This is a genomic window from Roseinatronobacter sp. NSM (assembly GCF_052379845.1).
GTDB lineage: Bacteria > Pseudomonadota > Alphaproteobacteria > Rhodobacterales > Rhodobacteraceae > Roseinatronobacter.
The window spans coordinates 18,156-39,815 of the sequence record NZ_JBQTCF010000030.1 but is presented as its reverse complement, the minus strand read 5'-3'; the positions used below and the strand labels follow the sequence as shown (position 1 = coordinate 39,815).

The 21,660-nt window shown below is 60.4% G+C and carries 19 protein-coding genes; 12 read left to right on the top strand and 7 right to left on the bottom strand.

Going from position 1 to position 21,660, the window contains the following annotated elements; all coding sequences use genetic code 11:
• The first annotated feature begins 96 nt into the window (after positions 1-96).
• The gene (locus ACTZWY_RS15410; RefSeq protein ID WP_444791596.1) at positions 97-573 is read left to right on the top strand and encodes a GFA family protein; all 477 of its coding nucleotides are present in this window, start codon (positions 97-99) and stop codon (positions 571-573) included.
• A 49-nt stretch (positions 574-622) separates the two neighbouring features.
• On the opposite strand, the gene ACTZWY_RS15405 is transcribed toward ACTZWY_RS15410, so the two are convergent.
• The 6 genes from ACTZWY_RS15405 to ACTZWY_RS15380 form a co-directional block, all read right to left on the bottom strand.
• Entirely contained in the window at positions 623-2,317 is a 1,695-nt protein-coding gene (locus ACTZWY_RS15405; protein ID WP_444791595.1) for a dihydroxy-acid dehydratase domain-containing protein, read from the bottom strand.
• On the bottom strand, positions 2,314-3,687 hold the full coding sequence (locus ACTZWY_RS15400) for an FAD-dependent oxidoreductase (protein ID WP_444791594.1): 1,374 nt from the start codon (positions 3,685-3,687) through the stop codon (positions 2,314-2,316). The genes ACTZWY_RS15405 and ACTZWY_RS15400 overlap by 4 nt, the downstream gene beginning before the upstream one ends.
• A gap of 21 nt (positions 3,688-3,708) precedes the next feature.
• On the bottom strand, positions 3,709-4,557 hold the full coding sequence (locus ACTZWY_RS15395) for an ABC transporter permease (RefSeq protein WP_444791593.1): 849 nt from the start codon (positions 4,555-4,557) through the stop codon (positions 3,709-3,711).
• A complete protein-coding gene (locus ACTZWY_RS15390; RefSeq protein WP_444791592.1) occupies positions 4,550-5,323 on the bottom strand; it encodes an ABC transporter ATP-binding protein in 774 nt (257 codons plus the stop codon). Before ACTZWY_RS15390 ends, ACTZWY_RS15395 begins: the two co-directional genes overlap by 8 nt.
• An 18-nt stretch (positions 5,324-5,341) precedes the next feature.
• Entirely contained in the window at positions 5,342-6,388 is a 1,047-nt protein-coding gene (locus ACTZWY_RS15385) for an ABC transporter substrate-binding protein (protein WP_444791591.1), read from the bottom strand.
• A gap of 121 nt (positions 6,389-6,509) precedes the next feature.
• Positions 6,510-7,418: a LysR family transcriptional regulator gene (locus tag ACTZWY_RS15380; protein WP_444791590.1), complete on the bottom strand. Its 909-nt coding sequence runs from the start codon at positions 7,416-7,418 to the stop codon at positions 6,510-6,512.
• Positions 7,419-7,572: 154 nt separating this feature from the next.
• Between ACTZWY_RS15380 and ACTZWY_RS15375 the strand changes: the two genes are divergently transcribed.
• From ACTZWY_RS15375 to ACTZWY_RS15330, 10 genes are all read left to right on the top strand, one after another.
• Entirely contained in the window at positions 7,573-8,766 is a 1,194-nt protein-coding gene (locus ACTZWY_RS15375; RefSeq protein ID WP_444791589.1) for a cytochrome P450, read from the top strand.
• Positions 8,767-8,820: 54 nt separating this feature from the next.
• On the top strand, positions 8,821-9,942 hold the full coding sequence (locus tag ACTZWY_RS15370; RefSeq protein ID WP_444791588.1) for a C4-dicarboxylate ABC transporter substrate-binding protein: 1,122 nt from the start codon (positions 8,821-8,823) through the stop codon (positions 9,940-9,942).
• A 21-nt stretch (positions 9,943-9,963) separates the two neighbouring features.
• Positions 9,964-10,470: a TRAP transporter small permease gene (locus ACTZWY_RS15365; protein ID WP_444791587.1), complete on the top strand. Its 507-nt coding sequence runs from the start codon at positions 9,964-9,966 to the stop codon at positions 10,468-10,470.
• Positions 10,467-11,786, top strand: a complete 1,320-nt coding sequence (locus ACTZWY_RS15360; RefSeq protein ID WP_444791586.1) for a TRAP transporter large permease — start codon at positions 10,467-10,469, stop codon at positions 11,784-11,786. The genes ACTZWY_RS15365 and ACTZWY_RS15360 overlap by 4 nt, the downstream gene beginning before the upstream one ends.
• 8 nt (positions 11,787-11,794) lie before the next feature.
• Positions 11,795-13,408, top strand: coding sequence for a GMC family oxidoreductase (locus ACTZWY_RS15355; protein WP_444791585.1), 1,614 nt, complete (start codon positions 11,795-11,797; stop codon positions 13,406-13,408).
• Positions 13,409-13,426: 18 nt separating this feature from the next.
• A complete protein-coding gene (locus ACTZWY_RS15350) occupies positions 13,427-14,917 on the top strand; it encodes an aldehyde dehydrogenase family protein (protein WP_444791584.1) in 1,491 nt (496 codons plus the stop codon).
• Positions 14,918-15,175: 258 nt separating this feature from the next.
• Complete coding sequence (locus tag ACTZWY_RS15345) at positions 15,176-16,093, top strand: ABC transporter permease (protein WP_444791583.1); 918 nt, start codon at positions 15,176-15,178, stop codon at positions 16,091-16,093.
• A gap of 1 nt (position 16,094) precedes the next feature.
• Positions 16,095-16,994, top strand: a complete 900-nt coding sequence (locus ACTZWY_RS15340; RefSeq protein WP_444791582.1) for an ABC transporter permease — start codon at positions 16,095-16,097, stop codon at positions 16,992-16,994.
• Positions 16,995-16,997: 3 nt separating this feature from the next.
• Entirely contained in the window at positions 16,998-17,993 is a 996-nt protein-coding gene (locus ACTZWY_RS15335) for an ABC transporter ATP-binding protein (RefSeq protein ID WP_444791581.1), read from the top strand.
• On the top strand, positions 17,990-18,988 hold the full coding sequence (locus tag ACTZWY_RS15330; RefSeq protein WP_444791580.1) for an ABC transporter ATP-binding protein: 999 nt from the start codon (positions 17,990-17,992) through the stop codon (positions 18,986-18,988). The genes ACTZWY_RS15335 and ACTZWY_RS15330 overlap by 4 nt, the downstream gene beginning before the upstream one ends.
• Positions 18,989-19,004: 16 nt before the next feature.
• On the opposite strand, the gene ACTZWY_RS15325 is transcribed toward ACTZWY_RS15330, so the two are convergent.
• The gene (locus tag ACTZWY_RS15325) at positions 19,005-19,889 is read right to left on the bottom strand and encodes a LysR family transcriptional regulator (protein WP_444791579.1); all 885 of its coding nucleotides are present in this window, start codon (positions 19,887-19,889) and stop codon (positions 19,005-19,007) included.
• Positions 19,890-20,056: 167 nt separating this feature from the next.
• On the opposite strand from ACTZWY_RS15325, the gene ACTZWY_RS15320 reads away from it, so the two are divergent.
• Positions 20,057-21,580 (top strand): ABC transporter substrate-binding protein, encoded by a 1,524-nt coding sequence (locus ACTZWY_RS15320; RefSeq protein WP_444791578.1) that lies wholly within the window; start codon positions 20,057-20,059, stop codon positions 21,578-21,580.
• Positions 21,581-21,660: the final 80 nt, after the last annotated feature.

Genomic DNA, 21,660 nt, shown 5'->3' with positions numbered 1-21,660 from the left:
GGCCTGTTTTGTTATGCGCGCAACAGGGTTTGAAATTCTCAGGTCCGGTCTGGGCTGGTAGCATGGAGCACACCGAACAACCAAGGAATTGCCCAGATGCCCCCACAGATTGCCCTGCCCCTGAACGGTGGCTGCCAGTGCGGCGCCCTGCGCTACAGCATCACAAGCGCGCCTGTCGCCTATTACTGGTGCCATTGCACACAGTGTCAGCGCGCATCGGGCAGTGCATTCGGGGAATCGCTTCGGGTGCGACGTGCGGATGTGCAGGTTCGCGGAACGCTGGGGCACTGGGCGCGCGTAACCGATGCGGGAACGACAACTGAAGTTGCCTTCTGCCCGGTCTGCGCGACCCGCATCTGGCACACGCGGCCGGATGCCGAATTCTGCCATATCCGGGGTGGAACGCTGGACGACACAAGCTGGCTGGAACCCGTGGCGCATATCTGGGCACGGTCGCGCCAACCCGGCGTGGAATTCGGGCCGGACGCATTGGTGTTTGAAAAACAACCAAGCGGGCTTGACGCCATCGTGGCGCGTTGGGCGGAACGTATGGGCAGCCGCTTCACCCCCTGACCGCCTGTGTTGTTTTGGAAAAACACCCGCCGAACGCGCCATGATTGGCTTACTCCTCCCGGTCCATGGTCGCCCCTTCATGCACAGGCCGCACTGTGGCGCGGTAGACCCCAAGAAAGCCGGTGGCCTTGCCCGTCAGTTGGAACCCTTCACCAGCGGCCGCACGGCGCGCCAGTTCTTCGGTTGAAACCTCCAGATCGACGACACCTTCCAGCGCGTCAATCAAGATGGTGTCGCCATCCTTCAGCAGCGCGATCGGCCCGCCCGATGCCGCCTCGGGCGAGGCTTCGCCCACCACCAGCCCCTGATTGACAAGCCCCGACACCTGCCCTTCGGTAATCACCGCCACATCATCAATCAGCCCCTTGCTTTTCAGCGCGAACACCACCGCAGATGTCAGCGCCATGCCGGGGCCGCCCACCACGCCAATACCGCGCAGCACAACGACTTCGCCTTTTTGCACCGTGTCGGCATTTATTCCGGCAACAGCGTCATCACGGCTATGGAAGATGCGCGCGGGGCCGCGATGGCGCGTCGTGCGCATTTTTACCGCCCCCATGCGGATAATCCCGCCGCCGGGCAAAAGCGACCCCGCCACATAGGTCAGCGCCGGGCGCTGCGACAGCGGGGTATCCAGCGGGCGAATGACAGCACCATCAGGGTCTGGTGTGTCTGCCACAATTTCACCCATGCTGCACCCTGCCACAGACCGCGCTTCGCGGCGCAGAACAGGGGCCAGCCTGCGCAGGATACCCGCGCCGCCGCCCGCATCCTCGAAGGTTTCGGTCAGGGTTTCGCCATTCGGGCGCACATCTGTCAGCATTGGCGCGTCCGCCCCGAAACGGCGGAACATTGGTCCAATTTCGATGGGCACGCCCGCTTCATTGGCGATGGCCTGCAAATGCTTGACGCAGTTGATCGACCCTGAAATTGCCAGCGTTGCTTTCACCGCATTTTCAAAAGCGGCTTCGGTCAGGATATCACGCGGCTTCAGGTCTTCGTGCACCATTTCCACAATCCGGGCAGCGGCGGCGCGGACATTGGCAAACATCTTTTCGCTATTGGCGCGTACAGGGGTATGTCCGGGCAGCATCATACCAAGGGCTTCGGCCACAATATGCATGGAATTCGCCGTTCCCATGCCCGCACACACACCGGGGCTGCGGATGGCGCGATCCGCCATCTGGCCCAAATCTTCCACACTCATGCGGCCTGCGGCAACATCGGTCGAATGCAAAAAGACATCTTCGATATCGACATGGCGGCCTTGCCATTCGCCGCTGGCCTGATACCCGCCAGATGCAAGGATCGTGGGGATGTTCAGGCGCGCGGCGGCCATCAACTGCCCCGGCGCGGTTTTGTCACAGCTTGCCAGACAGATCATCCCGTCCAGCAACGCCCCTTCCACCTGCGCTTCGATATCATGTGCAATCAGGTCGCGCGCTGGCAGAATATATGCCCCGCCTTTTGCCGCCGATGTCATGAAATCCGACGGCGCGGTTGTGCGCACTTCGAACGGGACCGCGCCCGCATCGCGGATGGCGCTGGCCACTTCGGCGGCCACCTCATCCAGATGCGAAAAGCAAATCGCCAGTTTGGACGATGAATTGACAATGGCGATCTTGGGCTTGGCCATATCCTCGGCGCTTAGGCCCAAAGCGGTCCAATGCGCACGCCGTCCGGCCCAAAGCGGTGTGCCTTCCGGCAGGTTTGAACGCCAGGTGGTCTTTTTGCTGTCTGTCACGCGACCAACTCCAAGCGGGCTTCATCCCCCAGAAATGCACCACCTTCAGAAAGGCGTTTCTGCAAGGCCGCAATATCAATATCGGCGGGCGCAATGCTGCCGCCCAGCGCAAGGTCTGCGGCCACGCCTGCGGCCTCGCCCATGATAAAGCAAGGGCCGGTCACCCGCGCGGAAGATTGTCCTTCATGCGTCATCGACGCGCAGCGACCTGCAACCAGCAGGTTCCCCACCCCCTGCGGCAGCAAAATACGATACGGAATCTGGTTGAAGCCGCGACTGCCTTCGGCGGTGAACTTGAACACCACGTCGCCGGAGACATGCGCCTCAACGGGCCAGCCATTCACACCAATGGAATCACTGAAATCCGCACAACCCAGAATATCCTGTTCTGAAAGCAGATAAGGCCCGATAACGCGCCGCGTTTCGCGGATACCGATCTGCGGCGCGATTTCCACAATATACGCATTCGAGAAGCCGGGCGTGACCTTCTTTATGAAGCGGAAGGTGTCCCAGCACTGCTTGCGGCCCTCAATCTCACCATGGCTAAGCTGTCGTGCATCCAGCCCGTTGACCGGCCCGCCTTCGGTATTGCGTATCTGTGTCAGGTTTGCGCGCCATTCGATGGGGTTGCGCTGCGGGCGCACAATGGGCTTTTTGCGGGGAAAATCAATGCCAGTGCGGGCCTCTTCCTCTGCCATCAGGCGGGGAATGTCTTCCCATGCCCTGCCAGCCGCCGCCGGGTCCACCCCGTTGATACGATACATGGTCGTCGGATACAGCATATCGCCCTGCCCGTCGCCCACGTCATAGGGTGCGCCCGCCCAGGCCGCCAGATCACCGTCGCCGGTTCCATCCACGAAAATTGATCCGCGAATGGCCCTGCGGCCTTCTTTCGTTTCGACAAAGACAGCGGTGATATGCTGCTCTTCCATGACCAGCGCCGCAACATAGGCGTGATACAAAATGGTCACCCCGGCTGCGAGCAGAAGCTTGTCGACGGCAATCTTGTAGGCGGAGATGTCATAGGCCTGCGCCTGAATGCGTTGCTGGACCGACAGATGCGGGGCATTCAGGCCCTCCATTGCGTTCAGTTCGCCCAGTATATCGTCGGCCACCCCGCGCGTCGTGCGCACATGTTCCCCGCGCACATTGGAATGAAGGCCGCAAAACGTGGACAGGCCAGCGGCAGTGCCCGCGCCGCCCAGAAACCCGTATCGTTCGATCAAAATGACCTTGCGCCCTGCGCGACCAGCCGCCAGTGCTGCGGCAATTCCGGCAGGGCCACCACCGGCAACGACCACCTCGTAGTCACCGAAAACCGGCACTTCGCGCGCGGGTTCGTGAATGATGTTCGGGGAAGATAAAGACATGAGCACTCCTTGAGTAGGGCTTCAGCGCCAATGAAGGACGCGGCGTTCAATTAAGGTGACAAGCCAGCTTGCGGTCAGACCCATGGCCGACAACACGACGACCCCTGCCATCAGCTTGTCAGTCTGAAGCATATTGCCTGTAAGAATAAGAAAGGCCCCAAGCCCGAATTGCGCCCCGATCATTTCGGCGGCGACAAGCACCAGCAGGGCGGCCGCAATGGAAATACGAAACCCCGCCAGCATGCCCGCAAGGGCACCCGGCAACAGCAAGGACCACACAATCCGCCACAGTGGCACATTGAAGCTTTGTGCCATGCGGATCAGGTTGCGCGGCACAGCATCGACACCGGCATAGGTGGCAATGACCGTCGGAAAGAAGACCGAAAGACCGATTGTGGCGACCTTGGACCCCTCGCCAATGCCCAACCACAAGATGAACAGCGGCAGCAACGCGATTTTCGGAACCGGATACAGCGCCGCAACCAGCGGTGCACCGACCGCGCGCGCCACCGTAAACAGCCCGATCATGACCCCGATGGCAACACCAAACAGCGTGCCCAAAAACCAGCCCCAACCAATCCGGTAAAGTGAGGCCGAAAGGTGCCGCCACAATTCGCCCGTTTCGATCATGCGCCAAAGTGACCGGCCAACGCGTTCGGGTGAAGGCAGGAAGGTCGGGCTGATGGACCAGATTATGGTCGCGGCCTGCCAGAACGCCAGAAGCGCAAGGATGGCAACCGCTGTCACAAGGGGGTGTGACTTTGGCGCGAAGCCCCCGCCCCGAAAGACCATCGGTCTGGTAATCTGCGTTTTCGCGTCCGGCGCGGTGGCATGCCGTTGGTCGCCGGCTGAAGACGATATATCAGCCATTGATCAATTCCCTGTCTGCGTCACGGGCTTCATCGCGGATCAGCGACCACAAGCGTTCTGCAAGCCCCTGAATTTGCGCCTGATGCTCGGGGCGTTGGCGGTCCTTTTGCGGAATGGGAACGTCTATCACCTCTCGGACGCGGCCCGGCCTGCGCGACAGGACCACCACACGGTTGGCCAGACGGATCGCTTCTTGAAAATTATGCGTCACATATACGATGGTGGCGCGGTCGCGTTCCCATAGGTCAAGAATATCTTCCTGCAGCAATTCGCGCGTTTGTGCATCCAGCGCTGACAAGGGTTCATCCATCAAAAACACCGCCGGGCGCACGGCAAGCGCGCGCGCAATTCCCACACGCTGCTTCATGCCGCCCGAAAGCTGTTTGGGAAAGGCATCAAGGAACTCTGACAGTCCCGTGCGTTCCAGCGCGTTCGAAATGCGCGCGTCCATGGCCTGGCGCGACAGGCCATGATGCTTCAGCGCAAACGCGATGTTGTCGCGCACACTGGCCCAGGGCAAAAGCGCAAAATCCTGAAACACATAGGTGATTTCATTCAAGGTGTCCGGCCCGCGTGTGCCGCGCAGTTCCACCTTCCCCGCCGAAGGGGCCAGAAGCCCCCCCGCAATGCCCAGCAATGTTGATTTCCCGCACCCCGAAGGCCCGATCAGCGCAAGGATCTCTCCGTCACGCGCGGTGATGGACACATTGTCCAGCACTTTCAGCGCACCAAAGCTGTGCGTTATGCCAGTAAGCGCGAGTTCCATGCCAAAAACCTTCGTGCTTCAGTTGCCGAACCCGTCGGGAACGTTTTCATGCCCCTCGACGAAAGACAGGTCCAGAAACATGGCCGGATCTGCACGCTGGTCCATGAAGCCCTGTGCATGATACCAGTCCGCCGCCGCGATGATGTTGCCCACATCCAGCCGCGCGTCGATGGCGCTGATTGACCGTGACATCGCTTCGGCGGAAATGCCGGTATAGTCCTCGACAATACCAAGGAAGTCATCCGCAAGCGCCGGATCAATGAAAGTTCCGTCCTGGTTTCGGTTGTCGACAAGGGCGGCGTAATATTCTTCCTTCACGCGTTCATAGACGCTGATCACCGCTTCAACAGCGTCGCGCCGGTTCTCGATCATGTCGGCGCTTGTAGCCAGCGCAGACAATTGCATGGTCAACGCATCCCCCGCCCAGCCCATCAGTTCGATCTGTCCTTCCTGATACAGGGGCAGGAACCCGGTGCTTGCGCCCGCGACAACATCGGCCTGACCGCCCTGCACCATTGCCGCAAGATTGCCCAGCCCCTGTGCAGGAACATAGCGAATGCTGGCGGGGTCAACGCCCGCGCTTTCGGCAATCATTGCCGACATGAAATGCGCCGTCGACCCCATGGTTGTCAGCCCCAGGGACCGCCCCCCCAGGTCGGAAAATTCGCGCACACCCGCTTCCCATGCCTGCGGGGAAACGAAAAAACCAGTGTTCTGGAACCCGGCTGTTTCACGCGCATGGCCGGACACAACTTTCAGGCTGCCATCTGCGGCAAGATTAAAAAACGCCGGAATAAACCCCACGATGGACATGTCCACATCCCCTGATGCAATGGCCAGCGTTGCGGGCACAGCAGCATCGAAGAACACGATTTCAACATCGATCCCGACTTCTTCAAAATACCCTTTCGCGGCCCCCACAAAAAACGGTGCCTGCGACGAAACACGCAACAGCCCAAGGCGGACCGTTTCATTGTCCTGCGCAAGGCCCGCAGGGGCATAAGCCAGCGAAGCAACAATCGTTGTGGTTGCAAGGGCACGTTTGACGCTAGCGATTTTAGACATGGCATCCTCCCAAATGCTTGTGCGCGTCCACTCAGGGGGCCATCAAGCCCGCAATCACGGCACAGGACGCCAGCATACCGGGCAGCTGCACATCGTCAAATTCTTTGATTTCCCGTATCTATTAGTATATTTCATCTTTGGCAGTTGGGGAAGCGGCGCTTCCGTCCCACAAGGCCTCGCGCAGAATTTCGGCCAGATGCGCCGCCGGGTTGGACAGGGGCATATCTGGCCTGGTCAACAAACCCAAGCGCCGGACCACGCCTGGTTCTGCAAGTGGCACTGCCGAAAGTCTGGCGCGGTTATGCTGCCCCACGGCCAGCGCGGGCACCAGGGTAACGCCCAGCCCAGCCTCGACCATTGCGACGGCGGTTGCCACATTCTCAACCCGAAAACGCCATTGCACAAGTTGGTCAATATCGCGCATTGCGTCCGCTATGACACTGTTTCCAATAAGATCATAGCCTTCAAGCTCAGCGAAGCGCAGCGAGCTGTGCCGCGCAAGCGCATGGTCCGGCGGACAGCACAAAACAAAGCCTTCGCTGCGCAGCGGCTCGAACACCGTTTCGAAATGTGTGCCGCGCGTGACCATAAGCGACAGGTCCACTTGTGCCGTGCGCACCATTTCGGCAAGAAGCGAGGCATACCCATCCTGCACGCGCACACGCACCGATGGATAGGTCCGCATGAAGATCTGAAGCGCCGGTGCCATGACCCCGGCAACAAGTGTCGGGATGCACCCAACCGTGATCTGCCGTTTGCGCGCCTGCCCGCGATGCCGGAAATCGGCCACAAGAACGGACAACTCCCCCAATGATGCACGCGCGCGCGGCAGCAATTCACGCCCTTCCGCCGTCAGTGACAGCCTGCGGGACGTTCGCGCAATAAGGGTGACGCCAAGATCGGCTTCTATCTTTGCAATTCTGTGACTTAGCGCTGTTTGCGACAGGTTCAGACGCTCTGCAGCGCCCAGAAAACTGCCCGCATCCGCAATTGCAATAAAGGCTTCCAGCCCTTTCAGATCGATATGCATAGCCCCTCCTGAAGCGCAGTCATGAATAAAACTAATAGATCAGCCTAATAATTTATAGTCTTGCCCCCTTTGCAAAGCAAATTTCATGTAGCAAGACTTGTATCGGGGATATGCGGCGCAGGAGGAGGGTCGCAACCCCAGGGGGGTGTTCGGAATGAAGGTGATGACCGATTTGCCCGTTATCGCGGGCGATCCGTTTTCAGATGCGGAAATATGCCGACCAGGACACATTGACGCGCAAATTCGCGAGGCGGGTGAACTTGTCTATCTGCCCCGCTATGACGTTTCAGCCACGGGACGCCATGAAATATGCCGCGAAATCCTGCGGAACTGGAAAACATTCACATCCACAGGCGGCACAGGTATCCATGACATCCGCAAGGATGGCTGGCGTGTGCCATCAATCATTCTTGATACGGACCCGCCCGACCACAACCGCGCGCGTGGCGTGCTGAACGACATCCTGTCGCTACGCTCGCTTGAGGAATTCAAGGCTCGGACCGAAGCGCAGGCAGACGGTATGGTGCGTGATCTGGCACAGCGCGGTCAGTTTGACGCCGCAGCCGACCTGGCGAAAGCCTTGCCAATGGCGGTTCTGCCGGACGCCGTGGGCCTTCAGCAAGACGGGCGCGAACATTTGCTGCGATATGCCAGTCTGAATTTCAATTCACTTGGACCGCGAAATGCGATCTGGCAAAAGGCCGAGGAACAGGCGCGCGATTCAATCGCGTGGGTCACACAACAATGTGCGCGCGAAAGCCTGGCGCCGGGCGGGTTCGGTGCTGCCATTTATGCGCATGCTGACGCGGGCACGATTACCCCCGTCGAGGCGGGGCTTCTGGTGCGCACATTCCTGTCTGCGGGACTGGATACAACAATCTATGGTATCGGCAACGCCATCCGCGCGCTGGCGGAAAACCCCGATCAATGGGATCTTCTGCGCGCTGACCCCACACGCGCCGCCGCCGCATTCGAGGAAACCCTGCGCCTGCATCCGCCCAGTCATCTGGTTGGCCGGACAGTGGCGAAGGATACAAGTTTTCGGGGAATACCGCTGCCGCAGGGGCATAAGGTTCTGCTGTTCATTGCTGCGGGCAACCGCGATCCCCGCGCTTTTGACCGCCCGGATGACTTCGACATCACGCGCCCCACGCGCGGGCATCTGTCCTTCGGGGTTGGCGTGCATGGCTGTGTGGGCCAGGTCATCGCGCGGCTGGAGGCTGTTGCCGTCCTGTCCGCCATGGCGCGCCATTTCCGCGCCATCAACCTGAACGGGACACCGGAATTGACACATACAAACTGGCTGCGCGGCCATGCCCGCCTGCCTGTCAGCGTGATCCCGGCATGATGCCGGGAACTACCAGCCGCTGGGGGCACCCCAGCATTCACCGGGAGGACTGAAATGAAAAGATATGCAAGGACGGCAGCACTTGCCGCAGCCCTTGCCGCAGGGGTCGCAGCCCCTGCGGCAGCGCAGGATTATGTCTACGGGTCATGGGTCCCGGCAACGGATTGGCTGAACGCCGGCGCACTGCCCGAAATGTTCAACCGCATTGCCGAAGAAACCGATGGCGCTGTCACATGGGAACTGATGCCCGGTGGACAACTTGCAGGCGGGGTGGAAACCTTTGCCGCCGTGCGCGATCTGCTTATGGATGCAGGCGTCGCGGTGCCCACCTATGTGCCCGACCTGACCCCGGCAATGTCCATGCTGTATTCAACTGTCGTGCCCGGGTCGGACCCGGTTGCAGCGGCGGGCGCATCGGTGGAAACGATCATGCTGAACTGTCCGTCCTGTCTGGCAGAGGCCCGCGCGCAGGACGCGCTGCCGCTGGGGGGCTATGCGGGCGCACCGTTCTATCTGATGTGCCGCCAGCCGATCACCACAGTCGAGGATATTCGCGGCAAGCGGATACGCGCGTCCGGCGCATCGCTGGGCATATTGAACGAAGCGGGCGCGCAGGTGATTTCAGCATCGCTGACCGAAGCGGTCACGCTGCTGCAACGCGGCGGGCTGGATTGCGTGGCGGGCGTTTCGGGCTGGCTGAAAACTTTTGGCTATGGCGAATTTGCCAAACATGTGACCGATTTTTCGTTGGGTGTCTCATCACCGGTTCTGGCGCTATGGTTGAACCGCGAAGTGTTCAAGGCAATGACGCGCGACCAGCAGATCGCGCATCTGCGCGGGGCAGCCTATGTTGGCGCGACCCAGACAATCGATCTGTTCATCAAGCAAAACGCCGATAACGTGGCGCAAGCCGTCAGTGAATTCGGCGTTGAATTCGTGCCCGTGGGCGAGGATTTCGACACGATGATGGCCGCCTATCAGGCGCAGGAACGCGAAAGCCATATCAGCCGTGCCGAAGGCTTTGGCGTGGCTGATGCCGCGCAGATATACGACGCATATGCCGAACTTCTGGTGAAGTGGCGCGTCCTGTCTGAAGAAATTGGCGATGATGTCGAAAAATTCGCCGAAGTCCTTTGGAACGAAGTCTATTCCAAGGTCGATCCTGACGATCTGTAACCCCTGACTGGCGGACCTGACGTGCAGAAACTTGATGATATTCTGGAAGTGCTGGAACGCTGGTGCCTTTATATCGCCGCCCTTGCTGGGGCGGCGATGATGACACATGTCGCGGTGGACGTGTTCAGCCGGACAGTGCTGAACGCCCCCTTGCATGGCACCAATGTTGTGGCGGCACGCTATTATATGGTTGCCTTGGCATTCCTGCCGCTTGCATTCGTGTCGCGCAACCTTGGTCACATGTCGGTCGATGTGTTCACCTCCAACTTGCGCGGGGGAGTGCGGCGGCTGGTCGATCTGTTCAGCACCAGTCTGATGCTGGTCTATGTTGGCATGCTGACCTGGATGGCGTTTGAAAGTGCGCAGCGGCGCACGGCATCGGGAGAATTCATTGACCTGCAAATCGCGGTCATCCCGGTCTGGCAAGGACGATGGATTGTTCCCTTGGCCTGCGGATTATTGTTTCTGCATGTGCTGATCCGCCTGCTTCGCAGCCTGTCAGCACCGGATAGGGAGTCCCTGCAATGACAGGTCTTGTTCTTGGCGGAACCAGCCTTGCGGTGGTTTTGCTTCTGATTTCGCTGCGGGTGCCGATTGGTGTCGCGCTGGGGTCTGTTGCGTTTTGCGGGTTCTGGTATGTCCGGGGCTGGAACACAGCACTGGGCCAGCTGCGAGAGGTGCCTTATAATTTTGTCGCCAACTGGGACTTGTCGGCCATCCCCATGTTTCTGCTGATGGGGGCGATTGTGGCAGTGTCCGGCACGGCAACTGCGTTGTTCAAGGCGGCGCGCCTGTGGCTGGCGGCCCTGCCCGGCGGGCTGGCGGTCGCCACAAACATGGCCTGTGCCGGGTTCGCTGCAGGCTGCGGGTCATCAGTGGCGGCCTCGGCGACGATGGGGCGCATCGCCATTCCCGAAATGCTGAAGGCGGGCTATGAAAAAGGGCTGGCGGCAGGCACGGTGGCCAGTGCGGGCACAATCGCAGCGCTTATCCCGCCCTCGATCCTGCTGGTAATTTTCGGCGTCTTTGCAGAAGTGTCGATTACCGCGCTTCTGTTGGCGGGTGTGCTGCCCGGCCTGCTGACGGCGGCGTTGTATTCTGTGATGATCCTGTTGCGCTGCATGCACAACCCGTCACTTGCGCCGCGTATTTCGCTGGATGACGAACCCGACCTGCGCCGCGCCCGCTGGCGGGCACTTGCGGAAATCTGGCCCATCGCGCTTTTGATGGTGGGAATTGTCGGCGCGCTGTATTCCGGCACGGTCACCCCCACAGAAGTGGGCGCGGCGGGGGCGTTTCTTGCGCTGGTCATCGCAGTTCTGCAAGGCAAAATGAATGTCGGAAAATTCATCGAGGCGCTGAAGGATTCGATGGCTGTGACCGCCCAGATATTCTTTGTGGGGATCGGGGCGCTTTTGTATACGCGCTTTCTGGCGCTTACCGGAATGAGCCGCATTCTGGCAGATACCATTGCGCCCTTGGGCCTTGATCCGCTGCTGGTGATGCTGGCCATCACAGTTATCTTCCTGATTCTGGGTATGTTTCTGGACCCGCTTGGTATTTTGCTGATCACCATGCCTGTCTTTGTTCCGTTGGTGAACGCGATGGACATGAGTCTGATCTGGTTCGGGGTGCTGGCCGTCAAGTTCATTGAGATCGGCATGTTGACCCCGCCCCTTGGGTTCAATGTCTATGTGGTCAAAAGTGTGGTGGGCGACACCATACCACTGCAAAAGATATTCAAAGGCGTCGGGTGGTTTCTGGTCTGCGATCTGATTGTCGTGCTGCTGCTGATCCTGTTTCCGGTGATCGTGCTGTTCCTGCCTGATCTGATGCGGGGGTGAGCATGGGGATGTTTGACCAAACCTGGGATTACGTCATCATTGGCGGGGGAACGGCTGGCTGCGTTCTGGCCAACAGGCTGAGCGAGGACCCACGCATGTCTGTGCTGCTGCTGGAAGCCGGCGGTACAGGGCGCGACCTGCGGGTAGAAATCCCGCTTCTGCTGGGTCATGTCATCGGCAATCCGCGTTTTGACTGGATGTGGCGCAGCGCGCCGGAACCGCATCTGAACGGCCGCACCATGCCCTTGCCGCGCGCGCGCATGCTGGGCGGGTGTTCGGGCATGAACGGCATGGTCTATGTGCGCGGGCATCGGACTGATTATGACGGATGGGCCGATATGGGGTGCACAGGCTGGGGCTGGTCTGATGTCGTGCCATATTTCATGCGGTCAGAATGCGCAGAAGGCCCGCCCCAGCAAGGGCATGGCCAACACGGCCCATGGATAAATTCCGACCCCGGCATGCGCTGGCCCGCACTGGATGCCTATATCGACGCCGCCGAACAGGCCGGAATTCCCCGCACGTCGGACTATAACAGCGGCGAGAATGAAGGCGTCGCCTATTTTCGTGCAACCATCCATCACGGCAGGCGCCAGACAACCGCCAAGGCATTTCTGACACCGGCGAAGCGACGCAGCAATCTGACTGTTGTGACCGGCGCGATGGTTCAAAGGCTTGTTGTGGAGGGAAAGCGCGTAACCGGCGTGGACCTTCTTCACCGTGGGCAACACCACATTGTGCGCGCGGGGCGGGAAATTATCCTGTCAGCAGGGGCCTATGCCTCGCCTGCGGTGCTGGAACGTTCTGGCATCGGGCAGGCGTCGCGGCTTTCGGCGCTTGGGATCACACCAGTTCTGGACCTGCCGGGCGTAGGGGAAAACCTGCAGGATCATTGGCAAATCCGCGTACAGCACCGGCTGCACGGCACCCCCACACTGAACGATTCAGGGCGCAGTTTGTTGGGGCGCGCGATGATGGCGGCCCAATGGGCGCTGTTGCGCAGCGGACCTATGTCTGCGCAGCCGCCATTGCTGGCGGCCTTCGCATCCGTCACCGACGGCGAGACGGTGCCGGATGTGCAAATCCATGTTTCGGCGGCCAGCTATGATAGTGTTGGCGGGCCGCTGCACCCGTGGCCGGGCATTACATCCTCGGCATGCAACCTGCGGCCAGCGGCGCGGGGCCATGTCCATATCACCACCCCCGACCCGGCGGTGCAGCCGGAAATCCTGAACAATTTTCTTGGCCACCCGCAGGATGTGGACCTTGCCGTGCGCGCGGTTGGTCTGGTGCGGCGCATCATGGCACAGCCTGCGATGGCGGCCTACACCCCGCAAGAAACCTCGCCCGGGGGGGATGTCCGGGATCGCGACGCGCTGATTGCATATGCGCGGCAGGTTGTCGCCACTGTGTTTCATCCGGTTGGCACCTGCTGCATGGGGCACGGACCAGACGCCGTTGTGACCCCAGACCTACGCCTGATGGGCCTGTCCGGTTTGCGCATCGTCGATGCCTCGGTCATGCCGACAATCCCTTCTGGCAATACGGCCGCCCCTGTCGTGATGATTGCCGAACGTGCCGCAGACCTTATTCGCGCCGCCCGCCTTGTCGATGCGGCCTGACCCTGACCAGAGGAACAGATGACCCAGCATTTCCAGATCCCGCCCCGCCCGGCCCTGTTAGACAGGCCCGCCCAGCAGATATTCATAAACGGCAGCTGGTGTGACGCTACCGACGGGCGCGATTTCCCCACAGTCGACCCGTCCAGCGGCGCCCCCTTGGCGCGCATCGCACGCGGCGGCAGCGAAGATATTGATCGCGCGGTCAGCGCTGCACGCGCGGCACTGGAAGGGGAGTGGGCACGCATGACCCCCGCCGACCGCCAGCGCATCCTGTTGCGGCTTGCAGATCTGGTCGAGGCCAATATCGACGATCTGGCCATGATTGACACGCTGGAAATGGGCGCGCCGATTGCCCGCCTGCCCGTGATGCGGCGCAGGTCACCTTCTGTCATCCGGTTCTATGCCGGGCTTGTGACCGCAATAGAAGGGCGAACAATCTCGAATTCCATTCCCGGCGATGTGGTCAGCTATACCTTGCGCGAACCTGTTGGCGTGGTGGGGGCCATCATTCCGTGGAACGCACCGTTCCCCGCATCCCTGATCAAACTATGCCCGGTTCTGGCGGCGGGGTGCACGCTGGTGCTCAAACCGTCCGAGGATGCATCGCTGTCATCCATCCGGTTGATGGAACTACTACAGGACGCAGGGCTGCCCCCCGGCGTGGTAAATATGGTTACCGGCTATGGATCAGAGGCCGGCGCGGCCCTTGCGGCGCATCCGGGCGTGGACAAGATCGCCTTCACCGGATCGACAGCAACAGGGCGCCAGATCATCGCCGCATCGATGGGCAACCTGAAGCGGCTGTCACTGGAACTGGGCGGCAAATCCCCCGACATCGTATTTGCCGATGCTGATCTGGACCGCGCAGCGGCAGGCGCCGCAATGGGGGTGTTTGGCAATACCGGACAGATCTGTTCTTCAGGAAGCCGTATCTTCGTACAGCGCCCGGTCTTTGACGAAGTCGTTTCCCGTATGGCCGATTTCGCGCGCGCCTTGCGTGTAGGGCCAGCAACTGATCCTGCAACGCAAATCGGACCTATCGCATCCGAACGCCAGTTGACGCGCGTCATGTCCTATCTGGATGCCGGAAAGGCCGCAGGGGCCACAGCGGTGGTCGGTGGCCAGCGGCTGGCGGGCGCACTGGCAAGCGGGTGTTTCGTTGAACCCACCATCTTTTCGAACGTGACTGCGGATATGACGATAGTTCGGGAAGAAATTTTCGGCCCTGTGGCGGTTGTCATCCCTTTCGACACCGAAGCGGATGCCGTGACAATGGCGAATGATACCGAATACGGCCTTGGGGCCGGGGTATGGACCCGCGATCTGGGCTGCGCGCACCGCATGAGCAGGCGTATCCGGGCCGGCACCGTGTGGGTAAATGCTTATCAGCTTATGGACCCTGCAGTGCCAATGGGCGGAATGAAACAATCCGGTCATGGCCGCGAATGTGGCGTCGAACATCTGGATGCGTTTCTTGAAACAAAATCTGTGTGGATAGATGCCGGATAAGCCCGGCATGTAGCGCGAGAGGCGGCTGGAGAAATCTGAACATCCGGGCCAGGTGTTTAGCCCCAAAGTGCCAGTAAAGACCTGGGTAATTCGCAAAACTTGTTCTAATATTTCGAACGATGAAATCGTTAATTCTGATTCTCAAAAGCCTAGCATAGCGTAACATTAGAGATCTGTATGCGAGCCAAAGCTCGGGATCATCAATATGATTTGCAGCTAACCGGCAAGCCTTTCGGAAGATATTTAGGAAGTCACGAAATGCTCCAATTTCTTGTTCGACGAACTGCGCTGGCAGTGCTGGTAGCGCTTTGTGTCTCGATTATCACATTCGTTTTGCTAAACCTCACTATTGACCCGGCACTCGCGATGGCCGGAGAGGACGCCACCGACGCCGATGTGCAGGCCCTGCGCGAAGCCTTCGGGTTCGACCGCCCGGCCCATGTCCGGTATCTAAGCTGGCTCGGCAATGTCTTGATGGGTGATTTCGGGGTCAGCCCCTATTTTGGCTTGCCGGTCAGCGAGTTGATCCTGGACCGGTTGCCTGTCACGCTGACGCTGGGCGCGCTGTCCACCTTCTTCGCGGTGGCGTTGGGGGTGCCGCTGGGGGTGTTGGCGGCGATCTATCCGAACACGCTGATTGACCGGCTGTCGCTGTCGGTGGCGGTATTTGGCCAAGCCATTCCGAATTTCTGGTTCAGTCTGGTGCTGATCATCCTGCTGGCGGTCCAGTTTCCGATCTTTCCGGTGTCGGGGACGGCCTCGCTGGCGTCCTATGTGCTGCCGACGATCGTTCTGGGGACCAACGCGATCCCGCCGATCATGCGACTGACACGGACGGGCATGCTGGATGTGCTGTCGTCCGATTACATCCGCACCGCATGGGCCAAGGGCATCCGGCCGCGGCAGGTGTTCTTCAAGCATGCGCTGCGGAACGCGATCGTGCCGGTGGTCGCGGTCGCCGCGATCCAGGCGGCGAACATGTTCGGCGGCTCCATCGTGGTCGAGGCGGTCTTTGCGCTGCATGGGATCGGGATGCTGGCGTATGAGTCGATCATGCGGTCGGACATTCCGACGATGCAGGCGGTCATCCTGATATTTTCGCTGTTCTTCATCGGGTTCTCGGCGCTGTCGGACATCATCAACGCCTATCTCGATCCGCGCATCAAGGTGTCGTGACATGACTGATACGATATCAATTCCCGCTGCCGAACCGAAAACCCCCACACCACGGCAGGTTTTGCGTGGCCGAATCCTGCGGCACAAAGGTGTCATGGTGGGCGGCGCGGTTGTGGTGTTTATCGCGCTGGTCGCGCTTCTGGCCCCGGTGCTGGCCCCGCACGACCCCTATGCCCAATCGCTGATCCGGCGCTTGCAGCCCCCGGTCTGGATGGAGGGCGGAAGCTGGACGCATCCGCTGGGCACCGACCATCTGGGCCGGGATTATCTGAGCCGCCTGATGTATGGTGCGCAGATCTCGCTGGTGATCGGGGTGTGCACCGCGTTGATATCGGGCGTTCTGGGCACCACGCTGGGCGTTCTGGCCGGGTATTTCGGGGGGCGGATCGATTCCCTGATCACCTTTCTGGTCACGGTCAAGCTAAGCATCCCGACCATCCTTCTGGCGCTGGCCGTTGTCCAATTGATCGGCGGGTCGCTGACGGTGGTCATTCTGGTGCTGGGGTTCTTGCTGTGGCACCAGTTCGCGCTGGTGGCCCGTTCGGTGACAATGCAGATCCGTGACATGGATTACATCACAGCCGCAAAAACCATTGGCTGTTCGCCGACACGCATCCTGTTGACCGAGGTGATGCCGAACCTGATGAACCAGATCATCGTCGTGCTGACCCTGACCATTGCATCCGCCATCGTGGTCGAGGCGGCGCTGTCCTTTCTGGGGGTGGGGGTCAAGCCGCCGCTGCCGTCCTGGGGGATCATGATTGCCGAGGGGCGTTCGCATATCTTCTTCAGGCCCTGGCTGGTGATGATCCCGGGTGTTGCGCTGTTCGCGCTGGTTCTGTCGATCAACCTGCTCGGTGACGGGCTGCGCGATGTTACGTCGCCCCAGGGACGGAACTAACGCATGACCGGGAAACCATTTGTCACTGTCGAGGGGCTGAGCATCGATTTCGATGTGCCCGGCGGCGCGCTGCATGCGGTGCGCAATATCAGTTTCGACATCGCGCGGGGCGAGACCCTGTGCATCGTCGGCGAGTCCGGGTCCGGCAAGTCGATGACCGCGCTGGGGCTGATGGGGTTGTTGCCATCGAATGCACACCGGGCCGCGCGGCGGCTGAAGGTCGGGGAACACGATCTGCTGGGACTGAACCGGCGCCAGATGTCGGACCTGATGGGCAGCGAGATGGCGATGATCTTTCAGGAGCCGATGACCTCGTTGAACCCGTGCTACACGGTCGGCAACCAGATGGCCGAAACGCTGGTCCGGCACCGCGATGTCACCTGGCGCAGCGCGCTGGCAACTGCGCGCGACTGGTTGGAACGGGTCGGCATTCCGCCCACGGCGGGGCGGCTGGATCAATACCCGCACCAGTTGTCGGGCGGTCTGCGCCAGCGCGTGATGATTGCCATGATGCTGATGTGCGAGCCAAAGCTGATCATCGCTGATGAACCCACAACCGCGCTGGACGTGACCATTCAGGCGCAGATCCTGCATCTGCTGGCCGGTCTTCAGCGCGAACTTGGGATCACGATGATCTTCATCACCCATGATCTGGGCGTTGTCTCGCGGATCGCGGACCGGATTGCGGTGATGTATGCGGGGCAGATCGTCGAAATCGGCGGCACGCGCGATGTGCTGACCGACAGCCAGCACCCCTATACGCGGGGCCTTCTGGATTGTGTGCCTGCACCGGGCAAGACCCGCCCCGGCGCGCATCTGGGAACGATACCGGGCACTGTCCCGTCGCTGATCGGGGGCCTGGACGGTTGCGGTTTCGCAGGGCGTTGCAGCCATGCGGCGCCCGCCTGCCGGACCGGCATCCCGGCGCTGACGGACCGGGGCAACGAACGTCAGGTCCGGTGCCTGTTCACACCTGAAACGCTGTGGGGGGCCGCATGACCGCGCTGGACCATCAGTCAAACCTACCAAAACCCGTGCTGGAATTGCGCGATGTCTCACGCAGCTTTCCCGTCAAGACCGGCTACTTTGGCCCGACGCGGATGCTGCAGGCGGTGCGCGGGGTCACACTGAACATCAATCGCGGCGATGTGCTGGCGCTGGTGGGGGAATCGGGCTGCGGCAAGACCACGCTGGCGCGGATGCTGATGGGTGTTCTGGAACCGACCCAGGGCCAGATCCTGCACGACGGCAAGCCGATCAGCGGGCGGCCGATTGCCGAACGCTCGCGCCATCTGCAGGCGGTGTTCCAGGACCCCTATTCCTCGCTCAATCCGCGCAAGACGATCGGCAGCATCGTCTCCTTGCCGCTGCGGGTGCACCGACAGGGCGACGCCGCCACAATCCGCGCCGAAACCTTGCGGATCATGGATATGGTGGGCCTGCCCGCGCGGTTTTTCGACAGCTATCCCAACCAGTTGTCCGGCGGGCAGCGACAACGGGTGGCAATTGCACGCGCGCTGATCCTGAAGCCGGAAATCATGATCTGTGACGAGCCAACCTCAGCGCTGGATGTGTCGGTGCAGTCGCAGATCCTGAACCTGCTGATGGACCTGCGGCGCGAGCTGAACCTGACCTATGTCCTGATCAGCCACAACCTGGCGGTGATCGAACACATGGCGACCCAGGTCGCGGTGATGTATCTGGGGCGGATTGTTGAATCCGGCGACAGTTCACGCGTTTTCGCGCAGCCCAGACACCCCTATACCCAGGCGCTGCTGGCGTCGGTCATGACCCCCGATCCGGGGTTGGGTATTCCTGAAATCGATCTGGGCGTGTCGTTTCCGAACGCGCTGGCGCCGCCGTCGGGCTGTGCATTTCACCCCAGATGCAGCCGCGCACTGCCGCAGTGCAGTGGGGTCGCCCCCGCACCGGTCCGCGACGATCAGGGACTGATCGAATGCCATCTGCACAGCCCCGCTGCGCACCCTGTCTGAGCAAGGAGATAGCGGCTTATTCGCTGCGCCCCGCTTCGACAAGACAGTCCCGGAAAAACCCTGTCAGGGGGTGCGGTTCGGTCTTTCTTGATCGAAAGCAGCCGATACGCATGGTGGTGCGGGGGCGCCAAGGGATCTGGACCAATCCGCCGCCCAGATCACGGTCGACCATGCCACGGTCGGTCAGGGTAAAACCCAGACCGGCCTTGACCAGCCCGATGGCTGCGGTCGTGCTTGACACCTCATGCGCGACGGGCAGCTTTTGCCCCTGCCGGACGATTTCAAGATCGGTCAGCTGGCGCAGCAGGGTCGATTCATCCAGCGCAATATAGCGACTGCCTGTCATATCCTCGGGGCCCAGCGTATCGCGGGTGGCCAGCGGATGCTCTTTTGGCAAAAGCACATGGACCTGCGCGTTCGAGATCACCTCAACGTTCACATCGCGCACTGGCAGGGGCAGGTTACACACGCCGATGTCGAAACTGTCCTCCAGGATATGCTGCGCCAGATAGCGACGGGGATAAACCTCCAGCCTCAGGCAAACATGGGGTTCGTGTTCGGCGAAACGGATCATCGCCGGAACGATCAGCCCGCTGATAAGGCGTGGATGACAGATAATGCGAAGCGGCGCCCCGTTGTCGACACGGGCCTCGGACAACAGGCCGGGAATGGCCTTGATCGACGACAGGATACGCACTGCCATCGGGTAGAAAAGTTCCCCCGCGCGGGTCGGGATCAGGCGCTTTCTTTCGCGCAGAAACAGCTTGGTCTGATATTCGTCTTCCAGAATCTGGATCAGCCTGCTGGCGGCCGATTGCGACAGGTTCATCTTTTCAGACGCCTGCGCCAAGGTGCCTTCCTCGATGACCTTTACGAAGATCTGCAGGGATCTGATGTTCATGCATATACCGTTGCGATTAGGGTTATCACCGGGTCACCTGCTATCAAATACGATCTGCAGGGGCACAAAAAACTTCTAATATTTCGAAGAAGTAATCTAATAATTCTTGTTTTGTCAATTATCTTTGGCCCCTAGAGTGGTCAGGTATCTGTATATTGGAGACTGCGATGACCATGTTCACCAGACACTGGCACTTCGGGCTCACTATGGCCCTAACCGGTATGATGACGGCCCCTGTCGCGCTAGCAAGCGGCGTAGACAATACCGTTCGCGCCGCGCTCACCATCGAAATCGCGAACTTGGACAACTATTATGACACCGCAGGCTCCGCCACGCTGATGAGCCGCCAGATCTGGGACGCGCTGTTCTACATCGAACCCGACACCAGCGAATTGAAACACGCGCTGGCTGCCAGCCATACATATATCGACGACACTACGCTGGAAATCGAACTTCGCCGCGGCGTGCGCTTTCACGACGGCACCGAACTGACGGCCGACGATGTGGTCTATACATTGAATTGGATTCGCAACTCTGACAACGGGGTGCGCACCATCACCTCGCCCCGGTTTATTTCCGAGGTCGAGCGGATCGACGACTATCGCGTTCGGATCACCATGGCCTCGACCACAGCCCTGGCGCTGCGGTTTCTGAGCGTATTCCCGATCTATCCCGCCGGAACCTATGACACCTTGGGCGATGCGGCGATGAACACCAACCCTGTCGGCACCGGCCCGTTTCAAGTCACATCCGTTCAGCCTGGGCGTGAATATATGTTGCAGCGGTTCGAGGATCATTATGCCGACAGCCCGAAAGGCGCGGCGCAGATCGAAAACCTGATCGTCCGCATCATTCCCGAACCCAGCACCCAGCTGGCCGAACTGATCAGCGGCGGGATCGACTGGATCTATGCCTTCGGCGCCGATCAGGTCGAGGATCTGGGCCGCTTTCCCGATATAGAGGTGGGTGGGGTCGCAACCTCTCGGATGATGTACATGGTGATGGATGCGGCTGGGCGTACAGGGCCGGATTCCCCCTTCGCCAATACTCTGGTTCGTCAGGCTGTTTCGCACGCGATTGACCGTGAAACCCTCGTTTCGGTGCTGGTGCAGGGAGGGGCGCAGGCGCTGGACGCGTTTTGCTATCCTGACAACTTCGGCTGTCCGTCCGATGTCGTAACCTATGACTATGACCCAGACAAAGCGCGCACCCTGTTGGCCGAGGCAGGCTATCCCAACGGCTTCAACACCACAATTTCGGCCTGGCGCGACCGCCCGATTGTCGAAGCCTTGATGGGTTTTCTGGGTGAAGTCGGCATACAGACCGAATTGAACTACTCGAACCTGGCGCCCCTACGCGAACAATGGGAAGCGGGCACGCTGCCAATTGTTTACGGCTCCATCGGCTCGCAGCTTAGTGATGTTGGCAATTTTGTCCCGACATTCTTTGGCCTGACCGCCCGTGATCTGGCACGCGACGAACAGGTGGCGGAGTGGCTAAAGCTAGGCAATGCCTCCACTGACGAGGAGGTGCGACGCAACTTCAGCCAGATGGCGATTGCGCGCATCGCCGAGCAAGCCTATGCGCTGCCTCTATTTTCGGACAATACCAACTTTGCGGTCACTCGCGGGCTGAGTGTTCCGATCGATAGTACCGGCATGCCGCATTTCTATCGGGCACGCTGGGACTAATCCGCACGCCTCAGAAACTCCCGAAGCCAGAGAACTGGCTTCGGGTTCCGATGGAACGCATTTGGCGCACCACACCAAAT

What these genes read in the sequence shown, in the direction of transcription:
- ACTZWY_RS15410 (WP_444791596.1), top strand. Translation starts at nt 97, where the DNA reads ATGCCCCCACAGATTGCCCTGCCCCTGAACGGTGGCTGCCAGTGCGGC.
- ACTZWY_RS15400 (WP_444791594.1), bottom strand. Translation starts at nt 3,687, where the DNA reads ATGTCTTTATCTTCCCCGAACATCATTCACGAACCCGCGCGCGAAGTG.
- ACTZWY_RS15395 (WP_444791593.1), bottom strand. Translation starts at nt 4,557, where the DNA reads ATGGCTGATATATCGTCTTCAGCCGGCGACCAACGGCATGCCACCGCG.
- ACTZWY_RS15390 (WP_444791592.1), bottom strand. Translation starts at nt 5,323, where the DNA reads ATGGAACTCGCGCTTACTGGCATAACGCACAGCTTTGGTGCGCTGAAA.
- ACTZWY_RS15385 (WP_444791591.1), bottom strand. Translation starts at nt 6,388, where the DNA reads ATGTCTAAAATCGCTAGCGTCAAACGTGCCCTTGCAACCACAACGATT.
- ACTZWY_RS15380 (WP_444791590.1), bottom strand. Translation starts at nt 7,418, where the DNA reads ATGCATATCGATCTGAAAGGGCTGGAAGCCTTTATTGCAATTGCGGAT.
- ACTZWY_RS15375 (WP_444791589.1), top strand. Translation starts at nt 7,573, where the DNA reads ATGAAGGTGATGACCGATTTGCCCGTTATCGCGGGCGATCCGTTTTCA.
- ACTZWY_RS15370 (WP_444791588.1), top strand. Translation starts at nt 8,821, where the DNA reads ATGAAAAGATATGCAAGGACGGCAGCACTTGCCGCAGCCCTTGCCGCA.
- ACTZWY_RS15360 (WP_444791586.1), top strand. Translation starts at nt 10,467, where the DNA reads ATGACAGGTCTTGTTCTTGGCGGAACCAGCCTTGCGGTGGTTTTGCTT.
- ACTZWY_RS15355 (WP_444791585.1), top strand. Translation starts at nt 11,795, where the DNA reads ATGTTTGACCAAACCTGGGATTACGTCATCATTGGCGGGGGAACGGCT.
- ACTZWY_RS15350 (WP_444791584.1), top strand. Translation starts at nt 13,427, where the DNA reads ATGACCCAGCATTTCCAGATCCCGCCCCGCCCGGCCCTGTTAGACAGG.
- ACTZWY_RS15345 (WP_444791583.1), top strand. Translation starts at nt 15,176, where the DNA reads ATGCTCCAATTTCTTGTTCGACGAACTGCGCTGGCAGTGCTGGTAGCG.
- ACTZWY_RS15340 (WP_444791582.1), top strand. Translation starts at nt 16,095, where the DNA reads ATGACTGATACGATATCAATTCCCGCTGCCGAACCGAAAACCCCCACA.
- ACTZWY_RS15335 (WP_444791581.1), top strand. Translation starts at nt 16,998, where the DNA reads ATGACCGGGAAACCATTTGTCACTGTCGAGGGGCTGAGCATCGATTTC.
- ACTZWY_RS15330 (WP_444791580.1), top strand. Translation starts at nt 17,990, where the DNA reads ATGACCGCGCTGGACCATCAGTCAAACCTACCAAAACCCGTGCTGGAA.
- ACTZWY_RS15325 (WP_444791579.1), bottom strand. Translation starts at nt 19,889, where the DNA reads ATGAACATCAGATCCCTGCAGATCTTCGTAAAGGTCATCGAGGAAGGC.
- ACTZWY_RS15320 (WP_444791578.1), top strand. Translation starts at nt 20,057, where the DNA reads ATGACCATGTTCACCAGACACTGGCACTTCGGGCTCACTATGGCCCTA.